Source organism: Bacillus sp. OTU2372 (genome assembly GCF_038440275.1).
Taxonomy (GTDB): domain Bacteria; phylum Bacillota; class Bacilli; order Bacillales; family Cytobacillaceae; genus Neobacillus; species Neobacillus bataviensis_B.
In genome coordinates, this window is sequence record NZ_JASATK010000003.1 from 171,212 (window position 1) to 186,702 (window position 15,491).

18 protein-coding genes and 1 riboswitch are annotated in these 15,491 nt (G+C 38.7%); of the genes, 8 read left to right on the forward strand and 10 right to left on the reverse strand.

Translation table 11 applies throughout. The features are described 5' to 3' along the window. The first annotated feature begins 153 nt into the window (after nt 1–153). The 4 genes from AAHB15_RS08565 (at nt 154) to AAHB15_RS08580 (ending at nt 2,454) form a co-directional block, all read left to right on the forward strand. On the forward strand, nt 154–534 hold the full coding sequence (locus AAHB15_RS08565; protein ID WP_342042200.1) for a hypothetical protein: 381 nt from the start codon (nt 154–156) through the stop codon (nt 532–534). Beyond that, nucleotides 524–1,018 (forward strand): aminodeoxychorismate lyase, encoded by a 495-nt coding sequence (locus AAHB15_RS08570; RefSeq protein WP_342042201.1) that lies wholly within the window; start codon nt 524–526, stop codon nt 1,016–1,018. Before AAHB15_RS08565 ends, AAHB15_RS08570 begins: the two co-directional genes overlap by 11 nt. A 367-nt stretch (nt 1,019–1,385) precedes the next feature. Beyond that, on the forward strand, nt 1,386–2,117 hold the full coding sequence (locus AAHB15_RS08575) for a TerC family protein (RefSeq protein ID WP_144565063.1): 732 nt from the start codon (nt 1,386–1,388) through the stop codon (nt 2,115–2,117). A gap of 64 nt (nt 2,118–2,181) precedes the next feature. Further along, nucleotides 2,182–2,454: a hypothetical protein gene (locus AAHB15_RS08580; protein WP_335572208.1), complete on the forward strand. Its 273-nt coding sequence runs from the start codon at nt 2,182–2,184 to the stop codon at nt 2,452–2,454. Nucleotides 2,455–2,541: 87 nt separating this feature from the next. Here the strand turns inward: AAHB15_RS08580 and AAHB15_RS08585 are convergent, their stop codons facing one another. The 3 genes from AAHB15_RS08585 to AAHB15_RS08595 all read right to left on the reverse strand — a co-directional run bounded on the left by AAHB15_RS08585 (nt 2,542) and on the right by AAHB15_RS08595 (nt 3,836). Beyond that, complete coding sequence (locus AAHB15_RS08585; RefSeq protein WP_144565057.1) at nt 2,542–2,754, reverse strand: hypothetical protein; 213 nt, start codon at nt 2,752–2,754, stop codon at nt 2,542–2,544. A 156-nt stretch (nt 2,755–2,910) separates the two neighbouring features. Next, a complete protein-coding gene (locus AAHB15_RS08590) occupies nt 2,911–3,207 on the reverse strand; it encodes a hypothetical protein (protein WP_335572209.1) in 297 nt (98 codons plus the stop codon). Between the two features lie 335 nt (nt 3,208–3,542). Beyond that, nucleotides 3,543–3,836: a hypothetical protein gene (locus tag AAHB15_RS08595; RefSeq protein ID WP_335572210.1), complete on the reverse strand. Its 294-nt coding sequence runs from the start codon at nt 3,834–3,836 to the stop codon at nt 3,543–3,545. A gap of 296 nt (nt 3,837–4,132) precedes the next feature. Between AAHB15_RS08595 and AAHB15_RS08600 the strand changes: the two genes are divergently transcribed. Further along, nucleotides 4,133–4,306 (forward strand): hypothetical protein, encoded by a 174-nt coding sequence (locus tag AAHB15_RS08600; protein ID WP_335572211.1) that lies wholly within the window; start codon nt 4,133–4,135, stop codon nt 4,304–4,306. 53 nt (nt 4,307–4,359) lie between these two features. On the opposite strand, the gene AAHB15_RS08605 is transcribed toward AAHB15_RS08600, so the two are convergent. Further along, a complete protein-coding gene (locus AAHB15_RS08605) occupies nt 4,360–4,554 on the reverse strand; it encodes an alpha/beta-type small acid-soluble spore protein (protein ID WP_098533645.1) in 195 nt (64 codons plus the stop codon). Nucleotides 4,555–4,709: 155 nt separating this feature from the next. Between AAHB15_RS08605 and AAHB15_RS08610 the strand changes: the two genes are divergently transcribed. Beyond that, nucleotides 4,710–6,263, forward strand: coding sequence for an NAD(P)H-hydrate dehydratase (locus AAHB15_RS08610; RefSeq protein ID WP_342042202.1), 1,554 nt, complete (start codon nt 4,710–4,712; stop codon nt 6,261–6,263). A 193-nt stretch (nt 6,264–6,456) separates the two neighbouring features. Here AAHB15_RS08610 and AAHB15_RS08615 read toward each other — a convergent pair whose 3' ends face one another. From AAHB15_RS08615 to AAHB15_RS08640, 6 genes are all read right to left on the reverse strand, one after another. Continuing rightward, nucleotides 6,457–7,251: a cytochrome c oxidase assembly protein gene (locus AAHB15_RS08615; RefSeq protein WP_342042203.1), complete on the reverse strand. Its 795-nt coding sequence runs from the start codon at nt 7,249–7,251 to the stop codon at nt 6,457–6,459. After that, nucleotides 7,241–7,759 (reverse strand): DUF2243 domain-containing protein, encoded by a 519-nt coding sequence (locus AAHB15_RS08620; protein ID WP_446715852.1) that lies wholly within the window; start codon nt 7,757–7,759, stop codon nt 7,241–7,243. Before AAHB15_RS08620 ends, AAHB15_RS08615 begins: the two co-directional genes overlap by 11 nt. A gap of 82 nt (nt 7,760–7,841) precedes the next feature. Further along, nucleotides 7,842–8,624: an aldo/keto reductase gene (locus AAHB15_RS08625; RefSeq protein WP_335572225.1), complete on the reverse strand. Its 783-nt coding sequence runs from the start codon at nt 8,622–8,624 to the stop codon at nt 7,842–7,844. Between the two features lie 134 nt (nt 8,625–8,758). Next, on the reverse strand, nt 8,759–9,595 hold the full coding sequence (locus tag AAHB15_RS08630; protein ID WP_342042205.1) for an SDR family oxidoreductase: 837 nt from the start codon (nt 9,593–9,595) through the stop codon (nt 8,759–8,761). A 111-nt stretch (nt 9,596–9,706) separates the two neighbouring features. After that, entirely contained in the window at nt 9,707–10,594 is an 888-nt protein-coding gene (gene dapA / locus AAHB15_RS08635) for a 4-hydroxy-tetrahydrodipicolinate synthase (RefSeq protein ID WP_335572216.1), read from the reverse strand. A gap of 120 nt (nt 10,595–10,714) precedes the next feature. Then, nucleotides 10,715–10,893: riboswitch (Lysine riboswitch) on the reverse strand. Between the two features lie 188 nt (nt 10,894–11,081). Continuing rightward, nucleotides 11,082–12,215 carry a CAP domain-containing protein gene (locus tag AAHB15_RS08640; protein ID WP_342042206.1) on the reverse strand — a complete coding sequence of 378 codons (1,134 nt, stop codon included), beginning with the start codon at nt 12,213–12,215 and terminating at the stop codon, nt 11,082–11,084. 293 nt (nt 12,216–12,508) lie between these two features. Between AAHB15_RS08640 and AAHB15_RS08645 the strand changes: the two genes are divergently transcribed. Both AAHB15_RS08645 and adhE read left to right on the forward strand, forming a co-directional pair. Then, nucleotides 12,509–12,736, forward strand: a complete 228-nt coding sequence (locus tag AAHB15_RS08645) for a hypothetical protein (protein WP_098532058.1) — start codon at nt 12,509–12,511, stop codon at nt 12,734–12,736. Between the two features lie 133 nt (nt 12,737–12,869). Then, nucleotides 12,870–15,473: a bifunctional acetaldehyde-CoA/alcohol dehydrogenase gene (gene adhE / locus AAHB15_RS08650; RefSeq protein WP_335572218.1), complete on the forward strand. Its 2,604-nt coding sequence runs from the start codon at nt 12,870–12,872 to the stop codon at nt 15,471–15,473. Nucleotides 15,474–15,491: the final 18 nt, after the last annotated feature.

The following is a 15,491-nucleotide window of genomic DNA, read 5'->3' on the forward strand; positions in this document are numbered from 1 at the left end:
AGAGGTTGCTATTATTAGACAGAAATATTTCCTGGTTCTCCGTAATATGCCAAATTTCTACGACTTTAGCCGTATTTTGCAGTTAAAATAGGCAAAAAAACTAGATTGGTTGTATAATATATATTTGTTATAAACTATTGGAGGGTATTAAAAATGATGGTTTGGACTTTAGCCGGATTATTCGGGATTTCTGTTATATTACTAGTAATTTCAATTTACAGGACATCTCAAGCATCAAAGGCAGAACATAAGCAAATTGATTTAATTCATATCTCTACTATGAAGGAAATCAATGCAATTCAAGATGCAATTAGGAACATTGAACTTGATATCGAAGTCGTCATGAGGGAAGCAGGCGTTCAACTTACTTCTGAAGATAAAGTCTTCATTCGTGAGGTACTCGATTTAGCGAACCGCAATTACTCAACCGAAAGCATTGCCGATATGAAACAAGTAAGTGTAGAGAAGATTGAACAAATGCTCGCTCCTTACCGGACATTAAAGGAAGGGAGAAAGGTTGCAAATGAAAATTAATTTACTTAGCAGTTTTGCAGCCGGTATGCTGATTACCACCACGATTTGTGGCGCAATTTATCTTTCGGGAAAAAATGATGTTGCCAATTCAACTGCTAAATCATCAGTCACTACATCAACTGAGAAGGTTCAGCCATCTGATGATGAAATGAAATCACAGCTGGAAGCAAAGGGCTATGTCGTCCAAACGAAGGCTGAAAATGATAAGCAAGTGCAGGATGCCAAGGCATCAGTTCAAACAAAAGCGGCTCCTGCAGCTACCGATGCAGCTAAAACAGAAACACGTGTTGTCATTAATGTAGCAGACGGAATGACCAGTATTGATGTAGGAAGAATCCTTGTATCCGCGAATATTGTTAAGAACGCCTTTGATTTTTCAAAGGATATCGAGGCAAAAGGGCTTGAAAACAAATTACGCCCAGGTGTTTTCGTGGTCGACAGTAAGATGACATACGACCAGGTTGTTGCCACTATTTTCAAATGATTAAAAAGCCGGTTTCTAAAAAGAAATCGGCTTTTCTTAAAGATAAGTATAAAATTCGACTTCGAGAATTGTCCAGCTCCACGCGCCTTCCGCTTGTCTTACTAGTGCAAGCAAGAAAATTGAATTTTTAAATTATTATTTCTATAATCAACTTATTACATAGGAAAAAGTCGTTGAGCGGTTTATTGGCTCGATTAAAGAATAAGAACTAAGGCCTGTACTCCATTACTTTCTAGGAGTACAGGCTTTTTTATGTTAAAGAATGCCAGTCATATATTCATAAGCCATTCATACATTTAAGTAAGGAGACAAACCTGTTAAATTGGGACAAACATTACTGGAATGGGAAAGGGAGAAATAAATCCAGATGGACTTCTTACAAGGTATATTAAATAGTTACAGTACGATTTTTTCACTGGAGGCCTTTAATGAGGTATTTACGAATCCAGCCAGCTGGGGAGTAATTGGTACCTTGATTATCCTAGAGGGCCTGCTGTCTGCTGATAATGCCCTTGTTTTAGCGGTGATGGTCAAACATCTTCCGAAGAAACAGCAAAGGAAAGCCTTATTTTATGGGATATTTGGGGCTTATTTTTTTCGAATAATAGCAATTGGGATTGGCGTAACTCTAACAACTATCCCTTGGATAAAAATAATCGGCGGTCACTATCTGCTTTGGATTGTATTTCAAAACTTTTTAACTAAAAATGAAGAGGATGACGAAGTTCAAAGTCGAAAGAAAGGCTTCTGGCGGACCGTGTTAACGGTAGAACTGATGGACATAGCCTTTAGTTTTGACAGTGTCATTGCCGCGTTTGGTGTCTCAAATCAAGAGTGGATTTTACTGCTTGGTGGAGTCATCGGAATTTTGATGATGCGGGGAGTCGCGCACCTTTTTCTTGCTCTTATCGAAAAAGTGCCCGAATTCGAGACAACAGCCTTTATCCTTGTAGCGATTATTGGGGTGAAAATGATTGTTTCGGCTTTTGGATTCCATATGGATGAATTTGTGTTTTTTAGTATCCTAATTGGAATTTTCTTAAGTACCTTCCTTATTCATTTCATTCGAAAATTAGTTGGAAAAGAAACTACCATGTAATATTTAAAGAGGGAAGGCACTTAAAATAATGGGTTATACTAATAACTAATAAGGAGATGAAAAAATGGAAGAAGATTTTTATTTTTCAAATAAACAATTTATAAAAGGTTTGATGATGCCGAAAAGTATAGATGGTTTGATGATGAAAAGAGGTGATGTCTCACTCGCAAAGATTAATGGTGAGTGGAAAAAATATACAGAATCTGTACCAAGAGGAAGAAAACCGATATCAAGTCACGATGATCTAGTTTTGATTGGCAGCGGAAAAGATATTGAGATTGATCGTGAGCAACTTTCACAAAAACAAATAGATGCTTTGATTAGAAATGAAAATTAATGATTAAAAAGTTAAAGGTCAACTTTTGTTGGCTTTTTCTTTTGATGCTATTAAGACATTAAGTCCGATCTTGCAAGCAGCACCGGATTATTCCGATGCATACTTTATTATTCCGTGTAAATAAATTGAGTCTTCTCGCTGTACACATTCTCTCAACTTGATTTTTCCTTCACTCTCTAATTCTCCAACCCATTCTTCAATCTTTTTTTCATTCTCGTTAGATGCCTTAGGAATCTCTGTTGAAAAAAAATTACCTCGACTGGCATTGCGAAGATTTTTTAGTAAATCCACTTTATTCATTGGGTCATCCCCTTTATCTATAATATTTTCGACATATAGGATGTTTTTTCCTTTAAATTCGCATTAATTATTTCAAGTTTTCTTTATTTTGTGCATGAGTTTAAGAATGTGGGGCATGTATAAAAAGTTATGGTCTTTAGAACAAAAAAAGAAGCATTATAGCTTCCAAGGCGGAACGTTAATATCTTGTTTTTGCTTCTCATAATTTTGCATTCTAGAATATGAGTTAGCTATTTTAGACACTATGAATCCTTGTGGACTTGAGGTGATGACATGACCTTTTAATTCTTGAATTCTACTTTTTGCAAAGATATTTGCTACCTGAGCTAAATTTTCAATAGTATCCATTAATTCGGGGTTATCATTGTAATTAGATTTAGCTATAGAGTAAATATAATCAAGTTTATTCTCAATTAATTTAAGTATCTCGATATCAAACTTCTCATTTTGCATTAGTTTTCACTCCCCATTATTAAGCGTATGGAATAAAGGCTAATAAAGAACGTAAAAATAAAAAAACTTATTTTAATGTTAAAAAACGGTACCAACTAAATGTGCAGTAAAAGATAATGGGCTTGTTAAACTTACGGAGGCGTTAGTAAAAGAAAGCTTCGAAATTAAATTTTGAAGCAGCTAAGTTCAATTATGTCTGAACTATTTTTATTCACATTCAAAAAGCACCACATTTGTGGTGCAAGTTCATTTGCATTTTATATTTTCAGGTACAAGTTCACGTATTCCGATAGATTAGGAACCCGTTACACTTATAATGCTCCCTTTTTTCTTTGTTAAGATTGAAAATGAACGTTTCCATTTTCATCTATTTCAATCGTATTATAGCTTTTAAAGACATCCATGTTTGTAATTTCATGTTTCACCTCATGAGAAAAACTTTCCATATATGGCTGATATATCTCAGGATTTTTCACAAGATGATACATGGTGACTTTTGTTCCCTCGCGAATATCTGTTCCTCTTAGTAAAAACCGATCGCCGTAAAGGTTTTTGAAATAAGTGCGTGCTTCTTCATGACTTTTAAAGTTAGGCATCTGTTCGTGATTGATTGAAAAATCCTGATTCATAAACACGTTCACCGCTTTCCCATAATATAATAATCATAAACCGGTTTTTGCCAGTTTACATAGTTTACAACCAGTTTCACAACTATTGTTCCCTATTTTAAAAAAATAATGATTCTTGCCTACTATGATTGGACTATACAGATTTTAAGTTCTTGCATAATTTATTAAAAAGGGATTATTCCAAATCTCGTTTATGATTTTTCGCCGTGTTTGCGGTCATCCTATTTTAAATAGTCGAGATTTTGGACATGATGGATAAAAGCAAAGGCGATTAAGAAAAGGAGGAGAAGAATTTGATGAATACCCCTTTTGATTATCCGGAAATTTTTTATAACGAAGTGATTATGTATTTAGAAACAAAATGGAACCGCCGTTTAACCGATCATGAACGACATGTGCTAATTGAAGGATATCGGTTTGGCAGGATGGTGGAGGCAGAGGGCGAAATCAAAATTCTGTTTGCCAATTAAATGTTGATAAAAGAGGGTGTCCAAATAAGGACACCCTTTTGAAATCGCATAGGTTATTGACCTTGCTGATTTCGCAATGCTTGCTCAGCGTATGCGACCAAACGTTTGGTCATTTCGCCGCCGACTGAGCCGTTTGCTCGTGCGGTCGTATCAGCACCAAGTTGAACTCCAAACTCGTTGGCAATTTCCTCTTTCATTTGATTAAGGACATCGCCTGAACCAGGAACCAAAAGTTTGTTTCTACCCATGATACATCACTCCCGACGATTTTTTTTGAGCAACTAAACAGTTGCTCGTATATAATTTAACCTATTTGTTTTTTCAAATTCATGTGGATCTAAACTGTCTTGAGCTTGGGTAAGGTTTATAATAAGGGAAAGGACTGGAAGAAGGAGCGAGTATAATGTTTATAGCAGGTCAAAAAGAAATGCAGCAAATGGACCAATATACGATGGACAAGCTTGGCTTGCCGGGAATCGTCTTAATGGAGAATGCTGGAGCAAGGGTAGTGGAGGAAATTATTTCGGGTTCTCCTTGTGAGAATCCTCGTATTTTAGTGCTCGCAGGGGGCGGGAATAATGGCGGGGACGGATTTGTTATTGCAAGAAGACTGTGTGATTTGGGATATGATTTGCAGTTAGGTTTGGTAGTACCCCCTGATAAGATTAAAGGGGATGCGAAGGTACATTTTGACGTCTATCGGACCCGGCAGTTACCGATTCTTTTTTTACATGACAGTACGCTTGAATTGGTTCAGTCGGAAATGGAACAGGCCGATGTGATTGTTGACGCACTTTTAGGGACTGGTGTAATTGGGACTGTTAGGGAACCTTTCGGAGCCATCATATCCATGATAAATGAACAGGCAGGGAAAAAACTAATTGTCTCTGTTGATATACCTTCTGGTGTTAACAGTGATAGCGGAAGGGTAGAGGGGACAGCAGTCAAAGCTTCAATGACAGTGACGTTTGTTTTTCCTAAAAAAGGGTTCTTTTTAGAGGATGGTCCAAAGTTTGTGGGTGAATGGAAGGCGGTTGATATTTCCGTGCCGCCATCAATAGTTGAGGATTTGGGTATAAATTTACCTCGTTTAATTACGGAGGATCTAGTTGCTAATTCGGTTCCGGTAAGGCCAAAGGATGGTCATAAGGGGACATTTGGTCATGTTCTGGTTGTTGGGGGATCCAAGTTCTATGTTGGTGCACCGATTTTTTCGGCAAAAGCAGCGCTCAATTCTGGTGCAGGCCTAGTCACATTAGCGGTACCGGAGAGTATCTATCCAATGGCTGCCGCACAAAATCCTGAGTCATTATATTTGCCGTTGCGGGATGAGGAAGGACATTTTTCTATCAAGGCGATTGATCAACTTTCATCTTTACTGCATCAATTTACGAGTGTGGCGATGGGTCCGGGGATTAGCCGATTTCCTGGTGGTGAGGCTTGGATGAAATCATTGATATCGTTATTGACTACCCAGCCGGTTGTGGTTGATGCAGATGCTTTGTATTTGCTTCGGGACGAGTTAAATTTGGTACGGCAATATAAAGGGGATGTCATTTTTACGCCCCATCCTGGCGAGATGGCGAGGTTGTTAAATAAGACGGTGAAAGAAGTGGAAGAGGACCGAATAGGGATTGCGAAGACTTTTGCGAAAGATTACGGTGTTTATTTGTTGTTAAAGGGACACCGGTCGGTTATTGCTACCCCAGATGGAAATGTGTTTATTAATCCGCATGGCCATGATGCGCTTGGCAAGGGTGGGAGCGGTGATGTGTTGACGGGGATGATTACTTCGTTTTTAGCGCAGGGGGCTTCTCCAGTTGAGTCGATGGTTGTTGCGAGTTATCTGCATGCCAGAGCAGGGGAAGAGAAGTCCGTGATGCTTTCTAGTTACGGTGTAGGGCCTTTGGATTTAATTGATGGGATTAGGGAGCAGCTGCGGTTGTTGTGGAATTAAAATGAATCGGTCGCGTCATTACCCAAGAGAGACAGTTTTAGTTTAGGACAGTCAATGGAACGGTTCGTCATTGACCAAGACAACCAGTTTTTGCTTAGTACGGTCAATGAGGCATAACTTCATTAACCGACGGGGAGCCGATTCCGTCCTAACGGTCAATAAACTCTTATCTCATCAAGGAAAACCCACCGATTCATCGGACTCCGTATAATTGATCCACAGCCTTAGCAGGTCTCGAAGACTTATACCACTGATAGCAAAAGATAATAATCAAAACAAGCTCAATAACATCACCGCCATAATACATAACCATTCCGGCCATCTTAGCCTGTTCCGCACTCACTCCAGCTGGAGGATGGGCATATATAAATTTGGCTAAAATCCCATGCCCCGATAAAGCGGTCGCAAACACCAGCCCTCGATGCAAGAAGCTCAATCGATGCGGGGCAGGGTCAATATAGATGATCGACAAAGTAAAAACATTTCCTGCCAGAAAAATATGCATATGTATCAGCAAATGCAAAAAAACATTTTCCTGCATCACATTATACAGGCTGCTATAATAAAGCACCCATAGACCCCCGATATTCAAAACAGAAGCAATCATTGGGCTGCCTATAAATCGAAAAAATTTGTTTTTTAAAATCAAACAAAGCCGGCGAGCCAACACCACATTAACTGTTCGTAAAATCAACGTCATCGGTGCCGCTAGAACCATAAGTAGAGGGGCAAGCATACCTAGCAATAAATGTCCGATCATATGTACTGTAAAATCGGCATGGGCCCGTGCACCTATTGGTCCAGTTACGGCCCCAAGAGCACAGAATACACCTAGTACCCACCAGATCACACGGTAAAGGGGCCATGTTTTTCCTGAAAGAACAACTTTAACTACCGCCCCCAGATAAGCCAATAAGGAAAAAGTAAACGGCACCATTAAGAGGAGGTGGAAACTGAAGCTATACCCTAAATGATGACTATTGTGCATTTTCCGAAACAGCTCCTGTTTTCTTAGCAAAACGCACTAAAAGAACAATGCCGATCAGCACTATAAAAACAGAGGTAATATGCCAAACCATATCATAAGGGACAATATCCACATGATAGCGGATCTGATGGAGCCGCATCAATTTATGCTGAATTATCCCATCATATAATTGAAAACCACCTGCCCCAAGGAGGACCCCGGCGACCCATTTCATAGGCTGCCAGACCTTACGGCGCCGGATATCAGCCACCATAAATAATCCGCCAACAGTCAAGAACCAACTAAACGCATGAAAAAATCCGTCCGAAACCAAACCTATTGCCGTCGTAGCTGTATCATAGAAATGATGCCAATGAAGGAGCTGATGGAATACAGTCTCATCAATAAATGCGACTAGTCCGATTCCAAAAAATATCCCTGACCGGAGATTTTTCTTCAACTGAGTTGAAAGATCTTTACTGCTTCTAGATTGAACCAAACTCTTCACCTTCGAACATTTATTTTTCATCATTCACTCTACCCTTAAAGGACTATCATTAATCAAATAAATCTAAAAAAGACTGTCCCAGGGAGGACAGTCTTACCGATATTTAGAAATTAAAATTATCAGGATCAGCCCCAAAGCGTTGATTTTCATTAAGGGCATTAATTTTTTCCATATCACTTGAAGATAACGTAAAATCAAAGATATTGGAGTTTTCTTTAATGCGGCTTTCTCTAATCGATTTTGGAATCGTCACGATTTCATTTTGGATATCCCAGCGTAAAATCACTTGGGCAATTGATTTATGATGGCCCGACGCAATCTCTTGTAAGACAGGGTGATCAAGCAGTCTGCCTTGTCCAAGCGGTGCCCACGCCTCAATTTGAATCTGTTGTTTTTTACAGTAATCGCGCAGCTCGGGCTGCGAATGGAGAGGATGTAACTCGACCTGATTTACCATAGGCTTAATTTCGGCCACAGACATCAGGTCTTCAATGTGGTGGATGTTGAAATTGCTTACCCCGATTGACCGAACACGTTTCTCTTTATATAACTTTTCGAGAACCTTCCAAGCTTCTTTATATTTATCCTTTACTGGCCAGTGGATTAAGTACAAATCAACATAGTCAAGACCAAGCTTCCTCAGGCTTGTTTCAAATGCTTCCTCAACGGAATCATTGCGCAGGTCCTCATTCCACACTTTTGTTGTGATAAAGAGTTCCTCACGGGGGACACCAGACTCTTTAATTGCTTGACCAACACTTTCTTCATTTTCATAAAGTGCAGCCGTATCAATGCTTTTGTAACCGGCTTTGATCGCCATTTTCACAGAATCAAGGGCAACCTCACCCTCAGGTACTTTGTAGACACCAAGGCCAAACCATGGCATCTTAACACCATTATGTAGGGTAGTACTAGACTGTAAGCTGTTCAATGCATTCTCCTCCTTATCACTAATTCAACCATTAGTATAGTCTCTTTAATATGGAAGAATCAACCAAACAGATTTCATCCTATTCATTTTTAAGATTTAAGCCTTTTTAATACGGCTGTTTCAAGTAGTTTCCACGGCAGCGTCTTTTTAAGGAATAGATTCATTTTTACTCCTTTGCCAATCGGATAACGAAGGTCAGGTGTACCAAGATCAGAGGCAATTTGGGCTGCTAGTTTAGCTACATCACTAGGGTCGCCATAATTTGCTTTCCCATTATTTATTTCTTTTAAAAGGCTATCGATAAAAAATGCGTAAGGTGATTCCGGATTGTTTTCGAGTTGATCAACACTAGTCCAAATATTAGTTTGGTAAGATCCAGGTTCTATTAATGAAACATCAATCCCAAAAGGACGGAGCTCGAGCCTTAAGCTCTCGCTATATCCTTCAAGCGCATGCTTGGAGGCGGTATAAGCCGATAAGCCTGGAAACCCGAATCTACCACTTATACTGCTCATATTAATAATTCTGCCTTGCTTTCTAGCCCTCATGATCGGCAGAACAGCATTGGTCACGGCAATCACGCCAAAAAAGTTGGTCTCAAATTGCTGCCTATAGTCATCTATAGAGAGCTCTTCACTAAAACCACCTGCCGCAAACCCGGCATTGTTTACCAACACATCAATTTGAGAATAATTTTCTAGGAATATTTTAAAATCATGAATAGATTCAGTTGAGGTAACATCCAGTGAAGTGATATGAATAGAATTATCTATTTGCTTTTCTTTAGCCAGGTCTATAAGCTCATTCGCTCTGTTTGTGTTCCTCATGGTGGCAATCACTGTAAATCCTTTTAATGCCAGTTCAATTACACACAGTAAACCAAAGCCGCTCGACGAACCCGTCACTATTGCTGTTTTTCCATTCATTCTGCTTCTCCTTTCAAGGCCCATATCTATTATTAAAAATGCATAAAGGAAAGATATGTATAGAAATAACTAAAAAAATAAGGCTGACCTAAAAAGGCAGCCTTATTTTATTTAACTTACACTTACAAGTTTGTCAGTTGGCAGCAGCTTTTCCAACGTTGATATTTCTTCATCGGTTAATGGTACCAATGGTAATCGTACATTACCGACACGGATGCCCGTCATATTTAGAGCGGCCTTTACTGGCGTAGGGTTAGGAGCAGCAAATAAGCCCTTCATTAGCGGAAGGAGGTTGCGATGTGCAGCCGCTGCTTCCTCGAACTGTCCATTTTTAAATTTTGTGACCATGTCCTGCATTTCATTGCCGATAATGTGCGAAGCAACAGAAACCACTCCAGTCCCGCCAATGGCTAAAACTGGAAGAGTTAACCCATCATCCCCGCTATAAAGAGAGAAATGATCTGGGGTTTTACTGATAATTTCAGCCATCGCATCTAAGTTGCCGCCCGCTTCTTTAATAGCCACGATATTGTGAATCTTTGAGAGACGAACAACGGTTTCAACAGACATGTTTACACCACAGCGGCCAGGGATATTATACAGCATGACTGGTAGAACAGTTGCTTCGGCAATTGTTTTAAAATGTTGATAGATTCCTTCTTGCGATGGTTTGTTGTAATAGGGAACAACTAGTAAAATACCATCAACACCAGCTTCTGCAGCTAGTTTTGTTAAATGGATGGAGGCCCGTGTATTATTTGAGCCAGTACCAGCGATAACTGGAACTCGGCCTGCGGCTTCCTCCACAACTAACTTAAATAATGCAACTTTTTCTTCTGTTGTTAAGGTAGGGGACTCACCAGTTGTACCTGACACAACTAACGCTTCAGTGCCATTTTCAATTAAATAGTTAACTAACAATCTTGTGGCATTAAAATCAACATCACCATTTTGATCAAATGGTGTAACCATTGCGGTTAATACTTGGCCAAAATTCATTTTTTCTCACCCTTTGTAATTTTTTATAAATTAGAGGGGTAAGGCCATTCTGATGTCAACGCAAAAAAGCAGCAACGAGGGTCGCTACTGCTGTAGAAACATCAAAATATAAGTTCCTATGCGTGAGATAGCCCTCCATATAGTTTCCTATATGACAATTCTGTGCTTATTCAACACAGAACCAGCTTCAAGATCAATGAGACTCTATCCGCTTCGGCAAATTCCCCTTTCCACAATCATCATAGGACCTCATTTTCCTCAAATAGTGTACTGATGGTCTTTGCGCCTCTATCCTCACTTCAAAAGGTATTGAAGTAAGAGAATATGTAATTACTAGTAATATAGCAAATTTTCCGTTTCATTACAAGGGAAACCAACTGCAAATTTTTGAATAAATGAAAAAATCACAAAATGAATGGGACTAAAGTTCACCTTAACAAAAGAGACTCGCCGAAGCCAATGTTCAGCGAGTGTTAGTTCTTCTCACTTATTTTGCATAAAAATTTTCCGTATAATATGGCTGTGACTCATTATTAAAGGCAACGCCTACACCTAGAAACGTGTACCCCTTACGCAGGATATTTTCCCGGTGCCCTAGTGAATTCATCAATCCCTCATGGGCAAAAATACTACTGAATTGGCCGTAAGCCAGGTTTTCACCCGCCAGCTGATACACGATATCATCCGCTGCCATTCGGTCAAACGGTGATTGCCCCTTTAGATTGGTGTGGTCAAAATAATTATGAACGGCCATATCAGTACTATGCTTTCGGGCGGTTACTTGTACATGCTCATCCCACGTAAGGATCGGAAGCTGGTGTTCAACCCGGGCAGCGTTGGTTAAGTCAAATAACTGATACTCAAAGCCTTCTTTTAACTGCGAGCTTGGTTTTGTATAAAAGTCTACTTTCTTATTTTCTTGGTCTTTGCTGATTAATTGAACAGCTGTAACGGTATTGCCTTCATGTTTATCATAAAAAACAGTGACATAGGTATTATCTATCAAGAAAATATCATAGTCCTCCTGTTCAGGTAATTTGTAAAGGACAAGCCCTTTTTGAATACTGGTTAGGGGATTACCAAGCAGGTTACGAACTGTTCCTTTTGCTGTCCCTAATTTGATTCCTTTTTTGGAGGCAATTAAGTCTTGGTTGGAATATAAGCCAGCCACCTTATTTTCATTATTGTACATGACCATGAAGAAATTCTGGTAATTATCATGATAGGTATTCCAAGTGGTCCCATATTCATTAAGGGTGGAACGGTTAGGCGTCCCTAAGTTTTCGACAACGTCATCTTTACTATCGCCCAGTTCAATGTTAAAAATAGAGAAGTCCTGTTGTGCAGGTGTATTTAATTCTACCTTTGACTCGTTATTTGATTCAGTTGATTGTTGATTCTGTTTAGTACTATCATCTAATAGTACGCCAAGCTGTTTCAAGGCAGTTTGGATTTCATTGTATATGTTTTGAATGGTTGTTTTGACTTCAGGGTTGTCTTTTAAAGTATTCACTTCTGAAATACTATTGGTAAGGCTTGTATTGTCAAATTGTTTTTCTATAAAAGGCCAAGAAGAATGTATTAAAAAAATAGCAATTATAATCGTTAGAAAACGCAACATCGATTTTCCTCCATTTCTATTAGAATTTTAACCAAAAATCTTTAATAATATAAGTAATATGCTTGTAGTAGTCATTATTTACCATTGATATATTAATATAATAATTTAATTGAAAACGTTTACATTTATTTAAACTCAATAACAATTCTCTGTTATCGAAAAATGGATTATTAGTGCTATAGAACTAAAATTAGTAAAAGCAACCAATGTTCAAAGATTGTTCAATATTTCACAAACTATTATCGTTTTTCCGTGTTATGATGTAAACATAAAGAAACAAGGAGTGATAAGACATGATGATTTGTGAATGGCAAACCTTCTCAACAGATGCTGAAACTTATACCCAAGACCTCTTCGAAGAAATAGTCGGTGACCCATTTGAAGCCATGCTGATGAAAGAAAATGAGGAGATTCCAAGTTGTATTTGGACAGTAAATTATGTAGTCATTGTTAAAAAATACTCCAAAGTATTAACAGAAATTTTATTTGAAAAAATCCCGCGTAATCCAGTGTGTGAATAATCATTTCCTAATTTATTAAACTAGTTTGTGAAGCGATTCACAAACTAACAATTCAATTTATGCTAAATTCGTAATCTAATTTTTATAAAAATATGTGAAATAATTCACATAGACGATAATTGGAGGGAATATCATGGCAGTAGTAGAAAAGTCAGTAAAAGAAAAACAGAATGTAACAGACATGATTAATGGCTTAGTTGAAAAAGGTTTAAAAGCATTAGAGGTATTTAGAGGCTTTGACCAAGAAATGATTGATGAAATCGTTAAGCAAATGGCACTAGCAGGTCTTGATCAGCATATGCCGTTAGCAAAACTTGCTGTCGAAGAAACTGGAAGAGGCGTTTACGAGGATAAAATTATTAAAAACATGTTTGCAACCGAATACGTCTACCACAACATTAAATATAACAAAACAGTCGGCATCATTAATGAAAACGAACATGAAGGCATGATTGAAATTGCTGAGCCTGTGGGCGTCGTTGCAGGGGTAACACCAGTCACTAATCCAACATCAACAACGATGTTTAAAGCGCTCATTTCCATTAAAACACGTAATCCGATTATCTTTGCCTTCCATCCATCTGCCCAAAAATGCAGCAGTGAAGCAGCTAGAGTGTTAAGGGATGCAGCTATTAAAGCAGGAGCGCCAGAGAATTGCATCCAATGGATTGAAACACCTTCTTTAGAAGCGACACAAGCATTAATGAATCATAATAAAATTTCGATGATCCTTGCCACTGGCGGTGCGGGCATGGTGAAATCCGCTTATAGCTCAGGAAAACCAGCTTTAGGAGTTGGACCAGGTAACGTTCCATGCTACATTGAAAAAACAGCCAATCTTAAACAAGCGGTGAATGATTTAATTCTTTCAAAAACTTTCGATAATGGTATGATTTGTGCTTCCGAACAAGCCGTTATTATCGATAAAGAAATTTACAACGATGTTAAAAATGAGATGATCACTAATAACTGTTATTTCTTAAATGAAGAGGAAAAAGAAAAAGTAGAAAAGTTAGTCATTAATGAACATTCTTGTGCGGTTAATCCTGAAATTGTCGGTATGGCCGCCTATAAAATTGCTGCGAAGGCGGGAGTGACAGTTCCAGAAGGCACAAAAATCCTTGTAGCAGAATTGAAGGGCGTCGGTCCTAAGTATCCGCTATCTAGGGAAAAATTAAGCCCAGTCTTAGCCTGCTTTAAGGTGAACTCAACTGATGAAGGTATTAAGAGAGCGGAAGAAATGCTTGAATTTGGCGGGTTAGGACACTCTGCAGTCATCCATACAAACGACCAAACCGTTATTAACAAGTATGGCATCAGGATGAAGGCAGGAAGAATTATTGTTAATGCTCCATCATCACAAGGTGCGATAGGGGATATTTACAATGCCTATATGCCATCTTTAACACTTGGCTGCGGCACATATGGTGGTAACTCTGTTTCTACGAACGTAGGGGCTGTACATTTAATTAATATCAAAAAAGTAGCTAAAAGGAATGTGAATATGCAGTGGTTCAAGGTTCCGTCTAAAATCTATTTTGAGAAAAACTCAACTCAATATTTAGCAAAAATGCCGAAAATCTCTAAAGCCTTCATTGTTACTGACCCAGGCATGGTGAAATTAGGATATGTAGACAGAGTGCTATACTATCTTCGTAAACGTCCGGATTATGTGCATTGTGAAATTTTCTCTGATGTAGAACCAGATCCATCTATCGAAACCGTTATGAAAGGCGCGGAAATGATGGCTAAGTTCCAGCCAGATGTCATTATTGCGCTAGGCGGTGGGTCTGCGATGGATGCTGCAAAAGGAATGTGGCTGTTCTATGAATACCCAGACGCTGAATTCTTTGGCTTAAAACAAAAATTCCTTGATATTCGCAAACGGATTGTAAAATATCCTCATTTAGGTCAAAGAGCACAATTTGTTGCGATTCCAACTACATCCGGAACTGGCTCTGAAGTAACATCTTTCTCTGTTATTACAGATAAACAAGCCAATATTAAATATCCGTTAGCTGACTATGAATTAACACCTGATGTTGCCATTATTGATTCGCAGTTCGTTATGACTGTTCCAAAACATATTACGGCTGACACTGGTTTAGACGTGTTAACTCATGCAATTGAGGCTTATGTATCTTGTATGGCGAATGATTTTACAGATGGGTTAGCCATGAAAGCTATTCAGCTTGTATTTGAATTCCTACCTAGAGCTTATCGAAATGGAAATGATGAAGAAGCACGTGAGAAAGTTCATAACGCGTCTACAATTGCGGGTATGGCCTTTGCGAATGCATTCTTAGGAATTAACCACAGCCTTGCGCATAAACTAGGAGCTGAGTTCCATATAGCTCATGGACGTGCAAATGCTGTTCTATTACCGCATGTTATTCGATATAATGCAACAAAACCGAAGAAGTTTACTGCATTCCCTAAGTACAATCACTTCAAAGCTGACAAGCGCTATGCAGAGATTGCAAGAACTTTAGGATTACCTGCTGCTACTACTGAAGAAGGTGTAGAAAGCTTAGTTCAGGCGATTATCCGCTTAGCTCTAGAATTGGAAGTTCCGATGAGTCTTGCAGCAAACGGTATTGATCAAGCAGAATTTGAAAGTAAAGTAGACTTACTTGCTGATAGAGCATTTGAAGATCAATGTACAACAGCAAATCCTAAGCTTCCGTTGGTAACTGAATTAGCAGAAATCTATCACTTAGCATATAAAGGAATCTAATGAAATAACAACAAAAAA

Coding starts and splice junctions, on each gene's coding strand:
- AAHB15_RS08585 (WP_144565057.1), bottom strand. CDS start 2,754: ATGAATAAAGTGGATTTACTAAAAAATCTTCGCAATGCCAGTCGAGGT.
- AAHB15_RS08620 (WP_446715852.1), bottom strand. CDS start 7,759: ATGAAAAATAAATGTTCGAAGGTGAAGAGTTTGGTTCAATCTAGAAGC.
- AAHB15_RS08570 (WP_342042201.1), top strand. CDS start 524: ATGAAAATTAATTTACTTAGCAGTTTTGCAGCCGGTATGCTGATTACC.
- AAHB15_RS08615 (WP_342042203.1), bottom strand. CDS start 7,251: ATGCACAATAGTCATCATTTAGGGTATAGCTTCAGTTTCCACCTCCTC.
- AAHB15_RS08590 (WP_335572209.1), bottom strand. CDS start 3,207: ATGCAAAATGAGAAGTTTGATATCGAGATACTTAAATTAATTGAGAAT.
- AAHB15_RS08630 (WP_342042205.1), bottom strand. CDS start 9,595: ATGAATGGAAAAACAGCAATAGTGACGGGTTCGTCGAGCGGCTTTGGT.
- AAHB15_RS08605 (WP_098533645.1), bottom strand. CDS start 4,554: ATGGGTAGAAACAAACTTTTGGTTCCTGGTTCAGGCGATGTCCTTAAT.
- AAHB15_RS08600 (WP_335572211.1), top strand. CDS start 4,133: ATGAATACCCCTTTTGATTATCCGGAAATTTTTTATAACGAAGTGATT.
- adhE (WP_335572218.1), top strand. CDS start 12,870: ATGGCAGTAGTAGAAAAGTCAGTAAAAGAAAAACAGAATGTAACAGAC.
- AAHB15_RS08580 (WP_335572208.1), top strand. CDS start 2,182: ATGGAAGAAGATTTTTATTTTTCAAATAAACAATTTATAAAAGGTTTG.
- dapA (WP_335572216.1), bottom strand. CDS start 10,594: ATGAATTTTGGCCAAGTATTAACCGCAATGGTTACACCATTTGATCAA.
- AAHB15_RS08625 (WP_335572225.1), bottom strand. CDS start 8,624: ATGCCATGGTTTGGCCTTGGTGTCTACAAAGTACCTGAGGGTGAGGTT.
- AAHB15_RS08640 (WP_342042206.1), bottom strand. CDS start 12,215: ATGTTGCGTTTTCTAACGATTATAATTGCTATTTTTTTAATACATTCT.
- AAHB15_RS08565 (WP_342042200.1), top strand. CDS start 154: ATGATGGTTTGGACTTTAGCCGGATTATTCGGGATTTCTGTTATATTA.
- AAHB15_RS08595 (WP_335572210.1), bottom strand. CDS start 3,836: ATGAATCAGGATTTTTCAATCAATCACGAACAGATGCCTAACTTTAAA.
- AAHB15_RS08645 (WP_098532058.1), top strand. CDS start 12,509: ATGATGATTTGTGAATGGCAAACCTTCTCAACAGATGCTGAAACTTAT.
- AAHB15_RS08575 (WP_144565063.1), top strand. CDS start 1,386: ATGGACTTCTTACAAGGTATATTAAATAGTTACAGTACGATTTTTTCA.
- AAHB15_RS08610 (WP_342042202.1), top strand. CDS start 4,710: ATGTTTATAGCAGGTCAAAAAGAAATGCAGCAAATGGACCAATATACG.